This window comes from Rhodanobacter ginsengiterrae (assembly GCF_050026815.1).
GTDB lineage: Bacteria > Pseudomonadota > Gammaproteobacteria > Xanthomonadales > Rhodanobacteraceae > Rhodanobacter > Rhodanobacter ginsengiterrae.
The window spans coordinates 1-17678 of sequence record NZ_JALBWO010000046.1 but is presented as its reverse complement, the minus strand read 5'-3'; the positions used below and the strand labels follow the sequence as shown (position 1 = coordinate 17678).

General features: G+C 65.4%; 11 protein-coding genes. 4 read left to right on the top strand and 7 right to left on the bottom strand.

Annotation, left to right across the window (positions count from 1 at the left end; genetic code table 11):
- Nucleotides 1-9: 9 nt before the first annotated feature.
- The 4 genes from ACQGNJ_RS04525 (at nucleotide 10) to ACQGNJ_RS04510 (ending at nucleotide 3823) form a co-directional block, all read left to right on the top strand.
- Entirely contained in the window at nucleotides 10-1434 is a 1425-nt protein-coding gene (locus tag ACQGNJ_RS04525; RefSeq protein WP_426688046.1) for a M20 family metallopeptidase, read from the top strand.
- A gap of 16 nt (nucleotides 1435-1450) precedes the next feature.
- Nucleotides 1451-2182, top strand: coding sequence for a YggS family pyridoxal phosphate-dependent enzyme (locus ACQGNJ_RS04520; protein WP_426688045.1), 732 nt, complete (start codon nucleotides 1451-1453; stop codon nucleotides 2180-2182).
- 188 nt (nucleotides 2183-2370) lie between these two features.
- Nucleotides 2371-3069 (top strand): C40 family peptidase, encoded by a 699-nt coding sequence (locus ACQGNJ_RS04515; protein ID WP_426688044.1) that lies wholly within the window; start codon nucleotides 2371-2373, stop codon nucleotides 3067-3069.
- A gap of 136 nt (nucleotides 3070-3205) precedes the next feature.
- The gene (locus ACQGNJ_RS04510; RefSeq protein ID WP_426688043.1) at nucleotides 3206-3823 is read left to right on the top strand and encodes a rhomboid family intramembrane serine protease; all 618 of its coding nucleotides are present in this window, start codon (nucleotides 3206-3208) and stop codon (nucleotides 3821-3823) included.
- Between the two features lie 67 nt (nucleotides 3824-3890).
- Here the strand turns inward: ACQGNJ_RS04510 and rapA are convergent, their stop codons facing one another.
- From rapA to ACQGNJ_RS04475, 7 genes are all read right to left on the bottom strand, one after another.
- The gene (rapA, locus tag ACQGNJ_RS04505) at nucleotides 3891-6746 is read right to left on the bottom strand and encodes an RNA polymerase-associated protein RapA (RefSeq protein WP_426688042.1); all 2856 of its coding nucleotides are present in this window, start codon (nucleotides 6744-6746) and stop codon (nucleotides 3891-3893) included.
- 94 nt (nucleotides 6747-6840) lie between these two features.
- The gene (locus ACQGNJ_RS04500; RefSeq protein WP_426688041.1) at nucleotides 6841-7518 is read right to left on the bottom strand and encodes a Fe2+-dependent dioxygenase; all 678 of its coding nucleotides are present in this window, start codon (nucleotides 7516-7518) and stop codon (nucleotides 6841-6843) included.
- Between the two features lie 52 nt (nucleotides 7519-7570).
- Nucleotides 7571-9910, bottom strand: coding sequence for a catecholate siderophore receptor Fiu (locus ACQGNJ_RS04495; RefSeq protein WP_426688040.1), 2340 nt, complete (start codon nucleotides 9908-9910; stop codon nucleotides 7571-7573).
- Nucleotides 9911-10275: 365 nt separating this feature from the next.
- On the bottom strand, nucleotides 10276-12399 hold the full coding sequence (locus ACQGNJ_RS04490; RefSeq protein WP_426688039.1) for a M13 family metallopeptidase: 2124 nt from the start codon (nucleotides 12397-12399) through the stop codon (nucleotides 10276-10278).
- 246 nt (nucleotides 12400-12645) lie between these two features.
- A complete protein-coding gene (locus ACQGNJ_RS04485; RefSeq protein WP_426688038.1) occupies nucleotides 12646-14775 on the bottom strand; it encodes a M13 family metallopeptidase in 2130 nt (709 codons plus the stop codon).
- Nucleotides 14776-14908: 133 nt separating this feature from the next.
- Nucleotides 14909-16729, bottom strand: coding sequence for a M14 family metallopeptidase (locus ACQGNJ_RS04480; RefSeq protein ID WP_426688037.1), 1821 nt, complete (start codon nucleotides 16727-16729; stop codon nucleotides 14909-14911).
- On the bottom strand, nucleotides 16726-17403 hold the full coding sequence (locus ACQGNJ_RS04475; RefSeq protein WP_426688036.1) for a DUF502 domain-containing protein: 678 nt from the start codon (nucleotides 17401-17403) through the stop codon (nucleotides 16726-16728). Before ACQGNJ_RS04475 ends, ACQGNJ_RS04480 begins: the two co-directional genes overlap by 4 nt.
- Between the last annotated feature and the right edge of the window lie 275 nt (nucleotides 17404-17678).

Below are 17678 nucleotides of genomic sequence, written 5' to 3'. Positions count from 1 at the left end.
GTGAAACCCATGGATACTGCCCGCCTCTCGCGCTTTGTCAGCGGCCTTTGGGACGATGAGATCGTGCCGCAGCTGGTTGAATACATCCGTATTCCCAACAAGTCGCCGATGTTCGACAAGGACTGGGTGGCGCACGGCTACATGGATGCGGCAGTCAAGCTGATGGAAACCTGGGCGCACTCCAAGCTGAGCCAACTGCCGGGTGCCACGCTGGAAGTGGTGCGGCTGGAAGGGCGCACGCCGCTCATCTATATCGAGGTGCCGGGTCAGGGCGACGACACCGTCATGCTGTACGGCCACCTGGACAAGCAGCCGGAGATGACCGGCTGGGCCGACGGACTGGGTCCGTGGACGCCGGTGCTCAAGGGCGACAAGTTGTACGGCCGCGGCGGCGCCGACGACGGCTATGCGATCTTCGGCTCGCTGGCGGCATTGCTGGCGCTGCACGAACAGGGCATCCCGCACGCACGGTGCGTGGTGATGATCGAGGCTTGCGAGGAATCGGGCAGCTACGACCTGCCGTTCTACGTCGACCACCTGGCCGCGCGCATCGGCAGCCCGTCGCTGGTGGTGTGCCTGGATTCGGGCTGCGGCAACTACGACCAGCTGTGGCTGACCACCTCGCTGCGCGGCATGACCGGCGGCAACCTCAGCGTGCAGGTGCTGGAAGAAGGCGTGCATTCGGGCGACGCCTCCGGCGTGGTGCCGTCCAGCTTCCGCATCTTGCGCGAGCTGTTGTCGCGACTGGAGGATCCGGCCACCGGCACGATCAAGCCGAAGGAGCTGTACGTCGAGATCCCGCAGCAGCGCATCGATCAGGCGAAACTGTCCGCCGAAGTGCTGGGCGACGACATCTACGACAAGTTTCCGTGGGTCGACGGCATGCAGCCGGTCACCAAGGACCTGGCCGAGCTGGTGCTCAATCGCACTTGGCGCCCGCAACTGGCGGTCACCGGCATCGGCGGCATCCCGCCGCTGGAAAGCGCCGGCAACGTGCTGCGCCCGTTCACCTCGGTGAAGCTGAGCCTGCGCGTACCGCCCACCCTGAGTGGTGCCAAGGCCGGCGAGTTCGTCAAGCAACTGCTGGAGAAGGATCCGCCGTACGGTGCCAAGGTCAGCTTCACGCTGGAGAAGGACGGTTCGGGCTGGAACGCCCCGGCGCTGTCACCATGGCTGGAGCAGGCGGTCAGCGATGCCTCGCAGCACTATTTCGGTGCGCCGGCTACCTATATGGGCGAGGGCGGCAGCATTCCGTTCATGGGCATGCTGGGCGAGAAATTCCCGCAGGCGCAGTTCCTGATCACCGGCGTGCTGGGGCCGCATTCCAATGCGCACGGTCCGAACGAATTCCTGCATATCCCCACCGGCAAGAAGGTCAGCATGGTGGTGGCCGAAGTGGTGGCGCGCCATCACCAGCACGGCAGCAAGGGCTGATCGGGGCGGCACGGGCGTGGTCACCGACAATGGCTGGCTGGCCGACAACTGGGCGCAGATCCGGCGCCGGGTCGACGCGGCCTGCCACGAGGCCGGGCGTGACCCGGCCGAGGTCGCCATTCTTCCGGTCAGCAAGACGTTCGGTCCGGACCTGATTCGCGCAGCTGTGGCGTTGGGCATGCGCCGCTTCGGCGAGAACAAGGTGCAGGAGATCCGCGACAAGTCACCGCCGCTGGCGGATTGCGGCATCGACTGGGTGATGATCGGCCATCTGCAGACCAACAAGGTCAGGGAGGTGGCCCGGCTGGTCAGCGAGGTACAGTCGCTGGACCGACTGGATCTGGCCGAGGCGCTGGATCGCCGACTGCAGCACGAAGGCCGCGCGATCGACGTGCTGGTGCAGGTGAAGACCTCGAGTGAGCCCAGCAAGTACGGACTGCCGGCTGAACAACTGGGCGGGTTCCTGAACGCCCTGCGCGGGTTCGACAGCCTGCGGGTACGCGGGCTGATGACCCTGGCGATCCACTCCACCGAGCCGGCAGAGGTGCGCGCCTGCTTCCGCCTGCTACGCGAGCTGCGTGACCAGTCGATGCTGCAAGGCCATGATATTTCAAGGTTATCCATGGGCATGAGCGGTGACTTTCCGCTGGCCATTGCCGAGGGGGCGACTGAAGTGCGGGTCGGCACGGCGATCTTCGGCCAGCGGCCCCGGCCGGCGGCGCACGCTGGTTCAGAAGCCGACACTTGAATACAAAGTATTGAAAATCAGTAACTTGTGTAAAGTGTGCGGGTGATCCCGTTTTTAGGGAACGGCAGAGTTCAGTTAACCGCAATCGAACATCTGCACGCCATCTTCTTGTTAAGTTCACTCCTCGGTAACGTCGTCGGCTACTGCTGGTCGGCCAACCCTGTGAACAACAAGGAAATTTCCCCAGCATGTCTTTCAAGCACCTGACTGCCGCCACCGCGCTCCTTTCCGTGCTGCTGGTTTCCGCTCCGCTTCAAGCCAAATCCCCCGCTCCGCTGGGCTCGGTCATCGACAGCAACGTCGCGACACGTTTCAGTGCGCCGATGCTGGGCGAACTTCCGGCATTCAACCCGACGGCGGCGCTGGCCCAGTCCGTGATTCCCGATGCCAGCGCGACGCTTGCCAACGACGTCGCTGCCGATGGCGCTGCCGCCTCCGACGGGCAGGACGCCGTGGCGGCGGCGGTCGGTGCCAACATCACCGATCTGCGCAAGTCGCTGCTGGCCGTGGCCATGGGCCTGCGCGACACCCGTTATGTGCGTGGCGGCCGCGACCCTTCCACCGGTTTCGATTGCAGCGGTTTCGTGCGTTACGTGTTCGCCCATGCCGTCGGCATGCAGTTGCCGCGCAATTCCGCCTCGCAGTTCCTGGCTGGCCTCAAGGTCAATCGCGCCGACATGCAGCCGGGTGACCTGGTGTTTTTCCGCACCCACGGCAAGCGCAGCATCTCGCACGTCGGCATCTACATCGCGAACGGCCGCTTCATCCATTCGCCGGCCACCGGCAAGTCGGTGGAGATTTCCAGCCTGAAGGAAGGCTATTGGGCCAAGCGCTTCGCCGGCGCCAAGCGCCCGGAAGCCATGGCGCAGGTCGCCGACAAGGGCTGAGCCGGTCGCCCCCGTTTTCCGTAGAGCCGCCGAAAGGCGGCTTTTTTCTGACCCTCGAGGATGAACGAAAGCGGCATCGCGCGGTCAGCATCCGGACTCACCACCGCCTTGCCGAGGCGCTCCCTGGAACCTGCCGATGCCTTTTGATTTGCCGCCGGTAACCCGCAACCTGCTGATCGCCAACGTGGCGGTGTTCCTGCTGCAGCAGGTGATGGGGCAGATGCTGCTGATGAATTTCGCGTTGTGGCCGCTGGGTTCGGGCCTGTTCGGCGTGTGGCAGATCGTCACCAGTGCGTTCATGCATGGCAGCATCACCCACATCGCGTTCAACATGATTGCGCTGTACATGTTCGGTGGCACGATCGAGCGCACCTTCGGCGCGCGCAACTTCACCATCTACTACTTCGTCTGCGCGATCGTGGCCTCGCTGTTGCAACTGGCGGTGCTGTGGTTCTTCCCGCCAGCGGAGTATGGACCCACGCTGGGGGCATCGGGGGCGATCTTCGGCCTGCTGCTGGCCTTCGGCATGCTGTATCCGCACGAGAAGGTCATGCTGATCTTCCTGCCGATCCCGATGCCGGCCTGGCTGTTCGTGGGCCTGTACGCTGCCGCCGAACTGACCATGGGCGTGACTGGTATCGAGCCGGGGGTGGCCCACTTCGCGCATCTCGGCGGCATGCTGGGCGGCATCGTGCTGATCCAGTACTGGCGCGGGCGGCTGCCGTGGAAGCCGAGGCGGCGCCTGCTGCGGTGACGACAACGCGTACAGGTTGCCGACAGGGGGCGCTGCCCGCCCGACCTTGCCGAATTTGCGGGTGTGGTCAGCGCAGGGCGAGGAAGTCCGCGCTGACCACGAAACGCACGGCATCCAGGCGCAGGCGCGCCTCGGGCAACGCGGCCAGCAGTGCAGTGCGTTCGGCGGCGACGGCGGCGATCTCGGTCTCGCTCACCGACGGGTTCACCGCGCGCAGCGCCAGCAATCGCGACAGTTCCGCATCCAGGGTTTCGGTGGCCAGGCTCACCGCTTCGTCGATACGTGCCTGTCCGCGCGTGGTGGCCAGTGCTTCGGCGCGCTCCAGCATTGGTGGCACCAGCTTGCCGAGGAACTTGCGGTAGCGCACCACTTCGATATGGCGGTCGCTGGCCTTGCGCAGGGCGATCTCGCTGGGCTCGAAGTCGGCGCGTTCGCCAAGCCGGGTATCCACGGTGACCACGATCGGCAGGATCGGCAGGAAGCGTTCGGCATCCAGCCGGCGATCGGCCACGCATTCGAGCAGGAACACCGCCTGCAGCAGGGCGCTGCGCGGCGGCAGCACGTCGTCGACCATGAAGGCGGCGTTGCCCTGTTCGCCGGACAGCGCCAGGTCCAGCGCTCCGGCCACCAGCGGATGGTCGAGCCGCAGCAGCGGCAAGTCTTCGCGCGCCAGCGCCACGTCGCGCGCGAAGGTGACGGATTGCGGGCCTTCGGCGAAGCCGGGCAGTGCGTCGGTGGAAAGATATTGCGGGTCGAGCAGCAGCACCTGGCCACCGAGCTCCTCGGGGTGGATGCCGAAGGCCTCCAGCAGGTGCTGCACGAATGCATCGCGGCCCGGGTCGTGATCCTCGCGGGCGAACGCCTGCTGCAGCTCGTCGGCGTGCAGGTCGCGGCTGGACGCCAGTTCCAGCAGGTGGTCGCGGCCGCCGCGAATCAGCTCGGCCATCTGTTCATGGCTGGCGCGGGTTTCGGCCAGCAGCACGTCCAGCTCCTGGTCGCGGTTGTCGTCGCCGCGCGCATGCTCGTCGGCCAGCCGGGTCAGCGGCTCGCCATAGCGGCGCAGCAGCTCGCGGCCGTCGGCCGGGCTGATGCGGAAGGCGTCGATGCCTTCGTCGTACCAGCGCGCCAGCACGTGCTGGGCGCTGTCGGCCACGGCAAGAATGTGGATGTTGATGTCGTGCTTCTGGCCGATCCGGTCCAGGCGGCCGATGCGCTGTTCAAGCAGGTCCGGATCCAGCGGCAGGTCCCACAGCACCAGCCGGTGCGCGAACTGGAAGTTGCGGCCCTCCGAACCGATCTCCGAACACAGCAGCAGGCGTGCGCCGTCCGGTTGGGCAAAATACGCCGCGTTGCGATCGCGCTGGATGATCCCCAGACCTTCATGGAAACGCGCCACGCCGACGCCGCTGCGCGTGCGCAACACCTCCTCCAGCGCCAGCACCTTGGCCTGGCTGCGGCAGATCAGCAGGAACTTGTCCTGCGGGTGCTGTTCCAGCAGGGCGACCAGCGCGTCGACGCGCGGATCGGTGCTGTAGTCGATTTCGAGCAACGGCGACGGCTGCTGGATGTCGGCGTGGAACTCGGCCAGCAGCGCCTGCCGGGTCACTTCGTCCACCGTGTCGGCATCCAGCAGGTGCCATGCGGGCAGGCGTTTGGGAAAGCCGCCCACGCCAGCGCGGTTGTTGCGGAACATCGCCCGGCCGGTGCCGTGCCGGTCGATCAGCGCGGCCAGCAATTCGCGGGCGTGGGCCGGCTGGGTCGAGTCGGCCAATTGCGCGGTGAGCGCCGGGTCGCCGTGGAAAGCCTTCGCCAGCGCGGCACGCTGCGCGTCGTCCAGCGCTTCGCCTTCGAGCAGTCGGTCGGCGACTTTCGACAGCGACTGGAAAGTATCGGCCTCGGCCAGATAGCCGTCCAGATCGTGATAGCGCTGCGGATCGAGCAGGCGCAGGCGGGCGAAGTGACCGCTGCGGCCGAGCTGCTCCGGCGTGGCGGTAAGCAGGATCACGCCCGGGATCACCGCGGCGAGCCGCTCGACCATGCTGTAGCGCGGGCTGACCGACTCCGGCGTCCAGGCCAGGTGGTGGGCCTCGTCGACCACCAGCAAGTCCCAGGGCGCTTCCAGCAATTGCCGGGCGTATTTCGGCGAGCTTTCCAGGAAGCCGAAGTCGGCGATTACCAGTTGTTCGTCCTCGAACGGGTTGGCCGGCTTGCCGGACGATTCGTCGTCGGATTGCGTCAATGCCTCGCAGCGTTCCTCGTCGTAGATCGCGAAGCTGAGGTTGAATCGGCGCAGCATCTCCACGAACCACTGGTACACCAGCGTGTCGGGCAACAGCAGCAGCACCCGCGACGCGCGGGCGGTGGCCAGCTGGCGCGCGATGATCATGCCCGCCTCGATGGTCTTGCCGAGGCCGACTTCGTCGGCCAGCAATACGCGTGGCGGGCGGCGCGCGGAAGCGATGCCGGCCACGCGCAGCTGATGCGGCACCAGCCCGATGCGCGCGGCGCCCAGGCCCCACATCGGCGAACGGCGTGCCTCGGCACGCCGCTTCAGCCCTTCCAGGCGCAGCTGGAATTGCGCCACGGTGTCGGTGCGTCCGCCGATCAGGCGGTCGTCGGCCTGGCTCACGCTTTGCTCGTCGTCCAGCTGACCTTCCTGCAGCTCGCGACCCTCTCCACGGTAGATCAGCAGGTCGTCGCGGATCTCGACCCGTTCGACCAGGAAGGCGATGCCCTTGCCGGCGACGCGCTGGCCGGCGCGGAATTCGGCGCGCAGCAGCGGCGCCGAATCCACCGCATAGGGGCGCAACACGCCGGCCTTGGCGAACAGCACTTGCACGCCGCGTCCTTCGACACGCAACACGGTGCCGAGGCCGAGCTCGGGTTCAGCGGAGGAGATCCAGCGTTGACCAGGAACAAACATGTTTCAGCCGCGTTGTTGCAGGGGGTCGACAATTATCCGCTCCGCGGCGCGCGGTGGGAACCGTTGAGTGCATTCGCACGGTTCGCGCGATGGCTCAGGTCTCCGACCATTGACGCAGCAGGTTGTGGTAGACCCCGGTGAGTTGGAGCACGGCAGCCGCGTCGGCGCCGGACCGGGTCAGGCGCTGGATCGAGGTATCCAGCTCGAACAGCAGGCGCCGCCGGCCGTCGTCGCGGATCAGGCTTTGCACCCAGAAGAACGCGGCCACGCGAGCACCATGGGTCACCGGCGTGACCCGATGCAGGCTGCTGGACGGATACACGATCAGGTCGCCGGCAGGCAGTTTCACCTCGTGCTCGCCGTAGGTATCGCTGACGATCAGTTCGCCGCCGTCATACTCGTCCGGCTCGCTGAGGAACAGCGTGCAGGAAATGTCGCTGCGCAGTTGCGCGTCGGCGGACAGTGCCATCACCGCGCCGTCGACATGGAAACCGTATGCGCCGCCGCCTTCGTAGCGGTTGAAGCGTGGCGGCAGGGTGCGCAGCGGCAGCGTCGCGGCGTGATAGAGCGGATGGTCGGCCAGCGCCTGCAACACCAACTGGCCCAGTCGCCGGCGCAGCGGCGAGGCATCCGGCAACTGCCGGTTGCGTTTGACCTGCGCGCCTTGCGCGCCGACGGTTTCGCGGCCGTCGGTCCAGTCGGCGGCATCCAGCTCGGCACGGAATCGGCTGACCTGTTCGCGCGTGAGTACGTCGGGGATATGCAGCAGCATGGCGGTTTCCGGAAACCCTGCGCCAACCGGAGCAGGGTGGTGAGTCGCATGGTCAGAAGCGGATGTTGGCGGTGAGCATCGCCGCGCGCGGTGTGCCCGGGGTGTAACGGTAGCCGCTCTTGTTGATCGCGGCGACGTAGTCCTTGTCGAACAGGTTGTACAGATTCAACTGCAGGTCGACGTGCTTGTTGACCGGGTAGCTGGCCATCGCGTCGAACACCCAGTACGCCCCGGTGAACGCCGGCGTGCCGATCGCGCCGTCGGTGCCGCGCTTCATGGCACCGGAGTAGCGTGCACCGCCGCCGAGGGTGAGGTTGAACGGCAGGTGCCAGGTGGTCCACGCGGTGAACGCGCTCTTCGGCGTATAGGCCAGGTCGCTGGAGCCATCGTTGGACACCGCCTTGCCGGTGGTGACCGTGGCGTCCATGGTGGTGTAGCCGGCGCTTACCGCCCAGTCGTCGGTGAGCTTGCCGACCATGCTCAGCTCGATGCCTTGTACCCGCTTCCTGCCGATCTGGTAGTACTGCAGGTCGACCGGATCCTGCACCAGGTCATTGCTGACGGTGGTGCGGTACAGCGCGCCGGTCAGCAGCAGTTTCTCGCCGAGCAGGTCCCACTTGGTGCCCAGTTCGACCGTGCGGGCCTTCTGCGGATCGAGGTTCGGGTTGTCGGCGCTGTTGGCTGCGCTGCTTAGGGTCAGCGTGTTGCCACCGGGCGGCTCCTGCGACACCGCGAAGTTGGCGTAGATGCTGCCGTTCGGGACCGGCTTGTACAGCACGCCGAGCTTGTAGTTCGGCAGGTTGCCGGACTTGCCGGCGTCCACACCCGGCAGCACGCTGCCGGCTGGCAGTGCGCCGCAGGCCGGGCCGTTGCGCGAGCCGCACACGACCATGCTGCGGAAGTCGGTCTGGTAGTGGTCCATGCGCAGGCCGGCGTTGAGCTGCCATTGCGCGTTGAATTTGAGCGTATCGAACAGGTAGGCCGCCTGGGTGTCCGTGCGGCCGTGCGCGTTGGCGCCGTTGCGGGCATGCACGAGGCCGCTGACATCGGCATCGGGGTGATACAGGTTCGCGGCCGGCCAGGCCGAGCCGGCCAGCGCAGCCTGGCCGGTGGTATCTGCGTTCTCCCGGCTCAGTTCGATACCGGCGCTGAGGTTGTGGGTGACCACCCCGGTTTCAAAATTGGCCGTGAGGTTGGTCTGGTTGGTGATGATGCGGTTGGTCTGATCCTTGAACGTCGGATTGCTGCGCGCGATGGTCCAGGTCGAGCTGTCATCGGGGTCCGGTGTCAGCAGGTTCGCCGCGCTACCCATGAACGAGGTCAGCAGGTAATCCTCATGGGTGCGGCCCCAGCGCGTGGTGTTGTGCAGTGCCACGTCCGGCGAGAAGTCGTGCTCGATGATCAGCGTGAACATGTCCGCCTTGACGTCGTCGTGATCGGAGCGGGTGCCATAGAAGTTCTGCGGATCCACCCTCGGCGCGTTGGTCAGGAACGGGCGGGTCGCATCCGGGCTGCTGTAGCCGGGCAGGCCGATGGTCGGCACGCCGCCGTCGGGCAGGTTGTTCTGCTGCACGTGCAGGAAGTCGATGTAGACGCGGGTCGGCGTTTTCAGGCCGAACGCCAGCGATGGCGCGACGCCCCAGCGGTTGGCCTCGATCCTGTCGCGAGCGGGCGAGCCGCTGTCCTGGCCCATCACGTTGAGGCGGAACGCCGAGCTGTCGCCAAGGGTCTGGTTCCAGTCGGCGGTGGCGCGCTGGTGCTGGCCGCTGCCGTAGCTGATCGAGCCGGACAGGCCGTTGCCCAGCTGCGGCTGCTTGCTGACCAGATTCACCGACCCGGTAGGTGAAGTGCGGCCGTAGTCGGTGCCGGCCGGACCCTTGGCCACTTCCACCTGCTCGATGTTGAACACGTCGCGCGAGATCGAACCGAGATCACGCACGCCGTCGACGAAGATGCTGCCCGACGTGTCGAAACCACGCATGTAGATGCTGTCGCCGGTGCTGGTGCTGCCGTTTTCGCCGACGTAGAAGGTGCCCACGCCCGGGCTGTTGCGCAGCGCTTCGGTCAGCGTGGTGGCGCCTTGTTGCTGGATCAGCTCCTTGGTGATCACGCTGATCGTTTGCGTGGTGTCCAGCAGCGGCTGCGTGTATTTCGGCGACGACAGTCTGTCGACGCGGTAGTCGTTGCCGGTGACGGCTTCCACTTTGACGCCCGGCAGGTTCTTGGCCTGGGCCACCTGGGCGTCGGAAAAAGCGGCAGGCGTGGTGTCCGTGGCCGCCGCGGGGAAAGCCAGTGCCAGACCGGTGAACAGGGTCGCCGCTTTCAGCGCGCTGGTCGTCAAGTCCTGCTTGCGTGAGCCGACGAGGTGTTTGCGCGATTTGATCGGTGTCATGGGAACTCCGTGGGTGAACAGGTTTGCATGCGGGCAGGGCCTGGCAGGTCTGGCGGATGCAAGGGTCTTGCAGTGGCTGGGTGCAGGTTTTCAGGTCAGCCGGAAGCGCGCAGATGAGAATCCGCGTGAGCCGGCATTCAAGCGTCGGGAAACTGGTCAGCGTTCCGGCACGCCACCGCGTGGCGATGACGACCGGAGAAGGGTCCTACGATATTTTTAATGAGAATGATTTGCAATACCCGAAGACGCGATCGATGGGGAACCGACCGGAATCGGCACCGACGCGCCAAGAAAAAGGCCCCGCATTCGCATGCGGGGCCTTCGGGTTCATGGCGCGATGAACGGCGCCATGATGTGCCGCGGGATTACCAGATCTTCACCTGCTTGTCGTCACCACGCACCATCGCATCACCCGGCTTGCACTGGAACGCCGTGGCGAAGGCCGGCATGTTGGACGGGGCGCCCATCGCGCGGAACTTCATCGGCGAGTGCGGATCGGCATTCAGATAGACCATCTGCGCCTTCTCGCGGATGTCGCCGCGCCACACGCGGGCCCAGTTGAGGAAGAAGCGCTGGTCCTGCGTATAGCCTTCGATTTTCGAGGCGGCTTCGGCCGGGTTCTTCTTCAGCGCGGTCTGCAGCGCGTCATAGGCGATGTTCAGACCGCCCAGGTCGGCGATGTTCTCGCCCAGGGTCAGCGTGCCGTTGACTTTCAGTTCCGGATGATCGGCCAGCGGCGCATAGGCGTTGAACTGCTCAACCAGTTTGCCGGTGCGCGCTTCGAACTGCTTCTTGTCCGCGTCGGTCCACCAGTTGACGTTGTTGCCATCGCCGTCGAACTGGCTGCCCTGGTCGTCGAAGCCGTGGCTGGCCTCGTGGCCGATCACCGCGCCGATGCCACCGTAGTTGATCGCGTCATCCGCCTTGGCATCGAAGAACGGCGGCTGCAGGATCGCGGCCGGGAAGTTGATCGTGTTGTCGGTCGGGTTGTAGTACGCGTTGACCGTCTGCGGGGTCATGCCCCAGTCCTGGCGGTCGGTCGGCTTGCCGATCTTGGCGATGTCGTACTCGTAGTTGAACTTGCTGGCCGCCTGCATGTTGGCGTAGTAGCTGTCCTTGCTGATGGTCAGGCCGTCCCAGTTGCGCCAGGTTTGCGGATAGCCGATCTTCGGCAGGAACTTCGACCATTTGTCGAGCGCCTTGGTCTTGGTTTCCGCGCTCATCCAGTCGAGGTTCTGGATGCGCGTCTTCAGCGCGTCACGCACGTTGGTGACCAGCTCCTCCGCACGGGCCTTGGCCTCGGGGGTGAAGTACTTGGCGACGTACAACTGGCCCAGGGCCTGGCCCATCGCGCTGTTGACCGAACCCAGCGAGCGCTTCCACTGCGGCTGCTGTTCCGGCTGGCCACGCAGGGACTTGCCGTAGAAATCGAACTGCGCATCGACGAACGGCTCGGACAGGGCGGGGGCCGAGTTGGAGATGGTGCGTGCCTTCAGGTAGGCCTTCCATTCGTCCATCGGCGCGCTGGCGACCAGCTTGTCGAACTCGGCGAAGAACTTCGGTTGCGACAGCGAGAAGCCCTTGTCGATGGTGACGCCCTGCGACTTGAAGAACGCGTTCCAGTCGAAGTGCGGGGTGAGCTTGTTCGCTTCGGCGACGGTCACGAAGTGGTACTGGTTTTCCGGCTTGCGCATTTCCACGCGCGGGATGGAGTGCTGGGCCAGGTCGGTCTCGAACTTCATCGTCAGGGCGGCCTGCTTGGCCGCGTCGGCGGCGCTGCTGCCGGTCATCTCGAACAGCTTGGCGAGATACTTGACGTAGTTGTCGCGCACGTCCTTCTTGTTCGCATCGGTGTAGTAGTCGGTGGTGGGCAGGCCCAGCCCGCTCTGCTCGGAGTACGCGATCTGCATCTTCGCGTTCTTGAAGTCGGCGCCCGAACCGAACGCGAACACCGCGCCATCACCCTTGGCGAAGGACTGGTTCAGCCACTCGGGCAGGTCCTTGTTGGACTTCAGCGCGTCGATGCCGGCGAGGTCGGGCTTGATCGGATCGAAGCCGGCCTTGTTGCGCGCGTCCATGTCCATGCTGGAGTGGTACAGCCAGCCGATCTTCTGGTCGATCGAACCGGCCTTGGCGCTGTCGGCGTTCTTGTCGGCGTTGTCCACCAGCTGATGCTGGTCGGCCAGGCTCTTCTCGTGCAGCACGCTGAAGGCGCCCCACACGGTCTGGTCGGCCGGGATCGGATTGGCCGCCACCCACTTGGCGTTGACGAAGCTGTTGAAGTCCTGGCACGCCTGCGCGCCGGCGCCGAGTTCGCTGACATCGAAGATGCTCTTGCCCAGATCGGCCGCGGCGGTGGTGCTGGCGGCTGCCGGTGCGGTGCTGGCCGGTGCCGGCGCATTGCTGGCTTCGTCGTGCTTGCCGCAGGCGGTCAACGCCAGGCTGACGGCCAGGGCCAGTGCCACGGGCTTCAGATACTGCTTGGTCATGGAGTTCCCTTTGTCATTTGAAGTGATGATGAGTGTGCTTGTCCGGCCGCGTCGCTGGATCCCCCCGAGACGCGGACACATGCCCGTTCAAGCTAGGCCAAACGTCATGGGGCAGACAGTGTCAAAGGTCAGGGGGGCAGGCACCATGGCGGATGCCCCGGGGCCGGCAGCAAGAGGCCCCGCATGGGCATGCGGGGCCTCGGGGTGGTCAGGTCGCGATGCACTGCGGCCTGGATGTGCGGCGGGTTACCAGATCTTCACCTGCTTGTCGTCGCCGCGCACCATCGCATCGCCGGGCTTGCACTGGAACGCGGTGGCAAACGCCGGCATGTTCGACGGCGCCCCGATCGCGCGCAGCGAAGCCGGTGCGTGCGGGTCGGTGTTGAGGCGCAGCAGCGCCTGCTTCTCGCGGATGTTGCCGCGCCACACGCGGGCCCAGTTCAGGAAGAAGCGCTGGTCCTCGGTGTAGCCATCAATCTTCTTGCCGGCTTCTTCCGGGTGCTGCTTGAGTGCCGCCTGCAGCGCGTCATAGGCCACGTTCAAGCCGCCCAGGTCGGCGATGTTCTCGCCCAGGGTCAGCTTGCCGTTGACGTGCGCGTCCGGCTGGTCCTTGATCGGCGTGTAGTCATTGAACTGCTGCACCAGCTTGGCCGTGCGCGCGTCGAACTTGGCGCGGTCGTCCTTGCTCCACCAGTTGACGTTGTTGCCGGCACCATCGAACTGGCTGCCTTCGTCGTCGAAGCCGTGGCTGGCCTCGTGGCCAATGACGGCGCCGATGCCGCCGTAGTTGATCGCGTCATCGGCCTTGGCGTTGAAGAACGGCGGCTGCAGGATCGCGGCCGGGAAGTTGATCGTGTTGTCGGTCGGGTTGTAATAGGCGTTGACCGTCTGCGGGGTCATGCCCCATTCCTTGCGGTCGGTCGGCTTGCCGATCTTGGCGATGTCGTAGTCGTAATTGAACTTCGCCGCCGCATCGAGGTTGGCGTAGTAGTTGTCCGGGGTGATGTTCAGGCCGTCCCAGCTGCGCCATTTGTCCGGGTAGCCGATCTTCGGCAGGAAGGTATCCCACTTGGCGATCGCCTTGGCCTTGGTCTCATCGCTCATCCAGTCGAGGTTCTGGATGCGCGCCTTCAGTGCATTGCGCACGTTGGTCACCAGCTCTTCGGCACGGCTTTTCGCTTCCGGGGTGAACTCCTGCTTCACGTACAGCTCGCCCAGCGCCATGCCCATCGAGCCGTTGACCGTGCCGAGCACCTGCTTCCAGCGCGCCTTCTGTTCCGGCTGGCCACCCAGGGTCTTGCCGTAGAACGCGAACTTGTTGTCGCGGAAGTTCTTGCTCAGCGCGTCGGAGGCGTCATCGATGGTGTGGAAGCGCAGGTAGGCCTGCCACTGGCTGACCGGCGCGCTGGCCAGCAGCTTGTCGAACTCGGCGAAGAACTTCGGCTGCGACAGCGAGAAGCCCTTGTCGATGGTGACGCCCTGGGCCTTGAAGAAGTTCTCCCAGCTGAAATGCGGAGTGATCTTGTCTGCTTCCCTGATGCTGACGAAGTGGTACTGGTTTTCCGGCGTGCGCAGTTCGACCGGCGCCAGCGAGGCGGCCGCCAGTTTCGTCTCGAACGCCATCACTTCATCAGCCTGCTGCTTCGCGTCGGCAGCGGACACGCCGGTCAGCGCAAGCGTCTTGGCGATGTAGTCGAGGTAGGCCTTGCGCAGCTCAGCCTGCTTGGGGTCGGTGTAGTAGTCCTTGGTCGGCAGGCCCAGTCCGGCCTGGAAGGTGTAGCCGATCTGCGTTTCGGCATGCTTGAAATCGGCGCCGGCGCCGAACTGGAATACCTGCATGTCGCCGAGGGCAAAGTTCCTGTTCAGGTAATCGACCACGTCCTTGCTGTTCTTCAGCTGGTCGATCTGACCCAGTTTGGGCTTGATCGGATCGAAGCCGGCCTTGTCGATCGCCGCGTCATCCATGCCCGACTTGTACAGGTTGCCGATCTTCTGCTCGATCGAGCCGGCGGCCGCCTGGCTGGCGCCCTTGGCGGCGTTCTCGACGATCGTGTGCTGGGTGTTGAGGCTGTCTTCGGCCAGCTTGTCGAAGGCGCCCCAACGGGTGCGGTCAGCCGGGATCGGGTTGGCGGCCACCCACTGGTTGTTGACGAAGCCGTTGAAGTCGGCGCAGGCGTTGATCTTCGGGTCCAGCTCGCTGACGTCGAAGATGCTCTTGCCGGTATCCACGGCGGCGGTTGCGGTGGCTGCCGCCGCTGTGGTGGTGCTGCTGGCAGCCGGGGCCGGCGCCGGCGCGGATTCCTGCTTGCCGCAGGCAGTCAGGGCAAGCGCCACGCTGATCGCCAGCACGATGGGCTTCAGATACTGCTTGGTCATGGATATCCCTCTGTTTGGGTGGATGCCGGCAGGTCGCCGGAAAGCTTTCATGAGCGGGCCCCGCGCTTTCCCCTGGCGGCCGTCAAGGCGGTCGACGCTAGGCCAAACGTCATGGGTCGCACAGTGTCATAGGTCAGGGGTGGGCGTGGGAAGCGTCGGGCAATGCTTCAAGTTCCGCCGCATCCAGCCGCAGCACCGGGTACTGCCCCACCTGCTGGGCTGTGTACCAAGGGGAGCGCAGGAAGAACCAGTTGAGCCGCGCGTAACTGTCGGCGGCAAAGGCGGGATCGTCGTGCAGCTTCTGCTCGAAGGCGACCTTCAGTGCCGGATCCTTCGCCAGCATCTCGCGCGCCAGCTTTTCCAGCACGCGCGGTTCGCCGTACTCCTTGGCTTCGAAAATCGCGTCGAGATAACCCCACTGCAGCAGCGAATCCGGCGCCTGCGGTTCGAGCAGGTGGATCGCCACGTTGGCGGCGCGCTGGTTCAGCGGCACGATCACCGAGCCGGCCGGCAGGGTCACTTCGCGTGTCAGCGAGCGGAGCTTGAAGTCGCGCAGCATCAGATGACCTTCGAACGACTTGTTCGCCCAGCGCGGCTCATCCAGTTGATAGCCCTCGGCATGGATGGTCATCGGCTGGCTGGTGCGACGGTAGGCGATGCCATGTGCATCGAGCCTGTCGATGACGACGCGCCACTGCGCAGGTACCACGTAGGCGGCCGGTGGCGTCACCGCGATATCCGGCAGCAGGCCGTTCCAGTTCGGGATGGTGTACGTCTTCGGCTGGCCCGGCTGGTAGTGAATCCACTCGCTGTTGGAGATGTCGCTGTGGCTCAGCGTGAACGCAAAGCCCTTCAGCGTGTACGGCGTGGATATCGGATCGCCCTTGAAGGTGAGCGGCACCGTGGCATCTGCGTTGCCGGCGCGGGCGATGGTGTCGGCATCGGCTTTTGCCGTCGCCGCAAGCAGGGCGCCGGGATCGCGGTTGACCTGCTCCAGCATCAGCTCCACCAGGTCGTACACCGCGTGCACGCGATTCGCGTACGACTTCAGCATGTGCGTTTCGATCAGCAGCGCCGGACGGTTTTGCAGCGCCGCGTAGCCGGTGGAGAAGCGCGGGCCGGAGCCGAAATTCCGGATGCCCTTGCGCGGATCCGTACCGTCCTTGAATTCCAGGTAGATCGAGGCGAGGTGGCCGCGCTGCTCGTACGCCGGCATCGCGTGCTTGACGATGGCGTCGTGCTGCCACTGGCTCACCGCCGGATCGAGCTTGTGCGGGTCCTCGACATACCAGGTCAGGTCGTACTGGTAGTCGGCGCCGTCGGTGGTGTGCACGTCGATCAGGAAGTCCGGCAGCCAGCGCTGCCACAGCTTCAGCCAGGCGCGCATTTCCGGCGCATCGGCCTTGACGTAGTCGCGGTTCAAGTTGAGGTATTGCGACTGGCCGCGAAAGCCCATGCTGTCCGGGCCGTTCTGGTTGATCCGGTGGTAGGGCGACGAATTCTCGTGGCCGTCCACACTGAACACCGGGATGTAGACCAGCACCACATGGTCGAGCAGGTGCGGATACTTGCCGCTGATCGCGATATCGCGCAGCAGCATCAGGCCGGCGTCCTTGCCCTCGATCTCGCCGGGATGGATGCCGGCCTGCAGCAGTACCACCGGCTTGTGCGCGGCCCGCGCGCTGGCCGGATCGAAGCGGCCATCGGCACTGGCGATCACCACCGTCATCGGCCGGCCCTCCGGCGTGGTGCCGAAAGTCTCCAGATGGATCATCCCCGGTGCCGCGCGCTGCAGGCGTTGCAGATAGGCCAGCGTGTCGGCGTAGCTCGGCGTGGTGCGGAACTGCGCCGCTTCGGTCGGCGTGGTCCAGTCCGCGCGGTTCGCTGCGCTGGCGTGGGTGGCGCTGGCTGCCAGGCCGAGCAGGGCGCAACACCAGACATGGCGCAGGCTCATGCCTGGTTCTCCGGATCAGCGTGGCGCAGCTGCGCGGGCGGTCCCGGCAGCGTATCGGGCGCCACCGCACCACCGGAAATGATGAAGGCCATTGCCTGGTCCATGGTCCAGTCGGTCGGCGTCAGCTCGTCCACCGGCACCAGTTCCAGATAGCCGCCGGTGGGGTTGGGCGTGGTCGGGATATACACCGCCGCCATCTCGCGGCCGCTGCCTTCCTCGACCATGATGCGCGTGACGAAGCCGACCACCTTCATGCCACGGCGCGGGAAGTCGATCAGCACCACGCGTTGCATGCCGCTGGGCTTGTTCTGCAGCACCGCCATCAACTTCTTGGTGCCGCCGTAGATGGTCTGCACGATCGGAATGCGTGCCAGCAGGCCATCGAATGCGCTGAGGAAGCGCTGGCCGATCACCCGGTTCGCGATGAAGCCCAGCAGGTACAGCGCCACCAGCGTGATCACCAGCGCAAGGATGAAGGTCAGCCACTCCATCTTCAGTGATTCGGCCGCATGCGGCGCCACCAGCGCCAGCGTACCCAGCAGGCCCGCCACCAGCGGCGCGCCGATGCCAGCCAGCATGCCCAGCACGAACTTGAACACCAGCCAGGTGACCCACAGCGGGATGAAGGTGAGCAGGCCGGTGAGCAGGTAGCGTTTGACGCGGAACGGGCGCATGGGGGGATCCGGGGTGCTGGGGATTACGCATTGTAGGCGGCGCCAAGTTCCGGCGTCGCCCTCAGCCGTAGGAGCGCACCCTGTGCGCGATGCTCCTGGTTTGCCTGCGACGTTCAGAGCTGAAGTGCTTTCGTCTGCCTGCGGCAGCCGAGCCACCTTTCTCTGTGTGGCTGTATGGACCGGAGACATGGGTGACACATGTACCAGGACATGGGTAACAGTTTAGGCCGTTTTACCCAGGTCAATTTCCATCAGTCGATGGTGGGCAAAGTAGA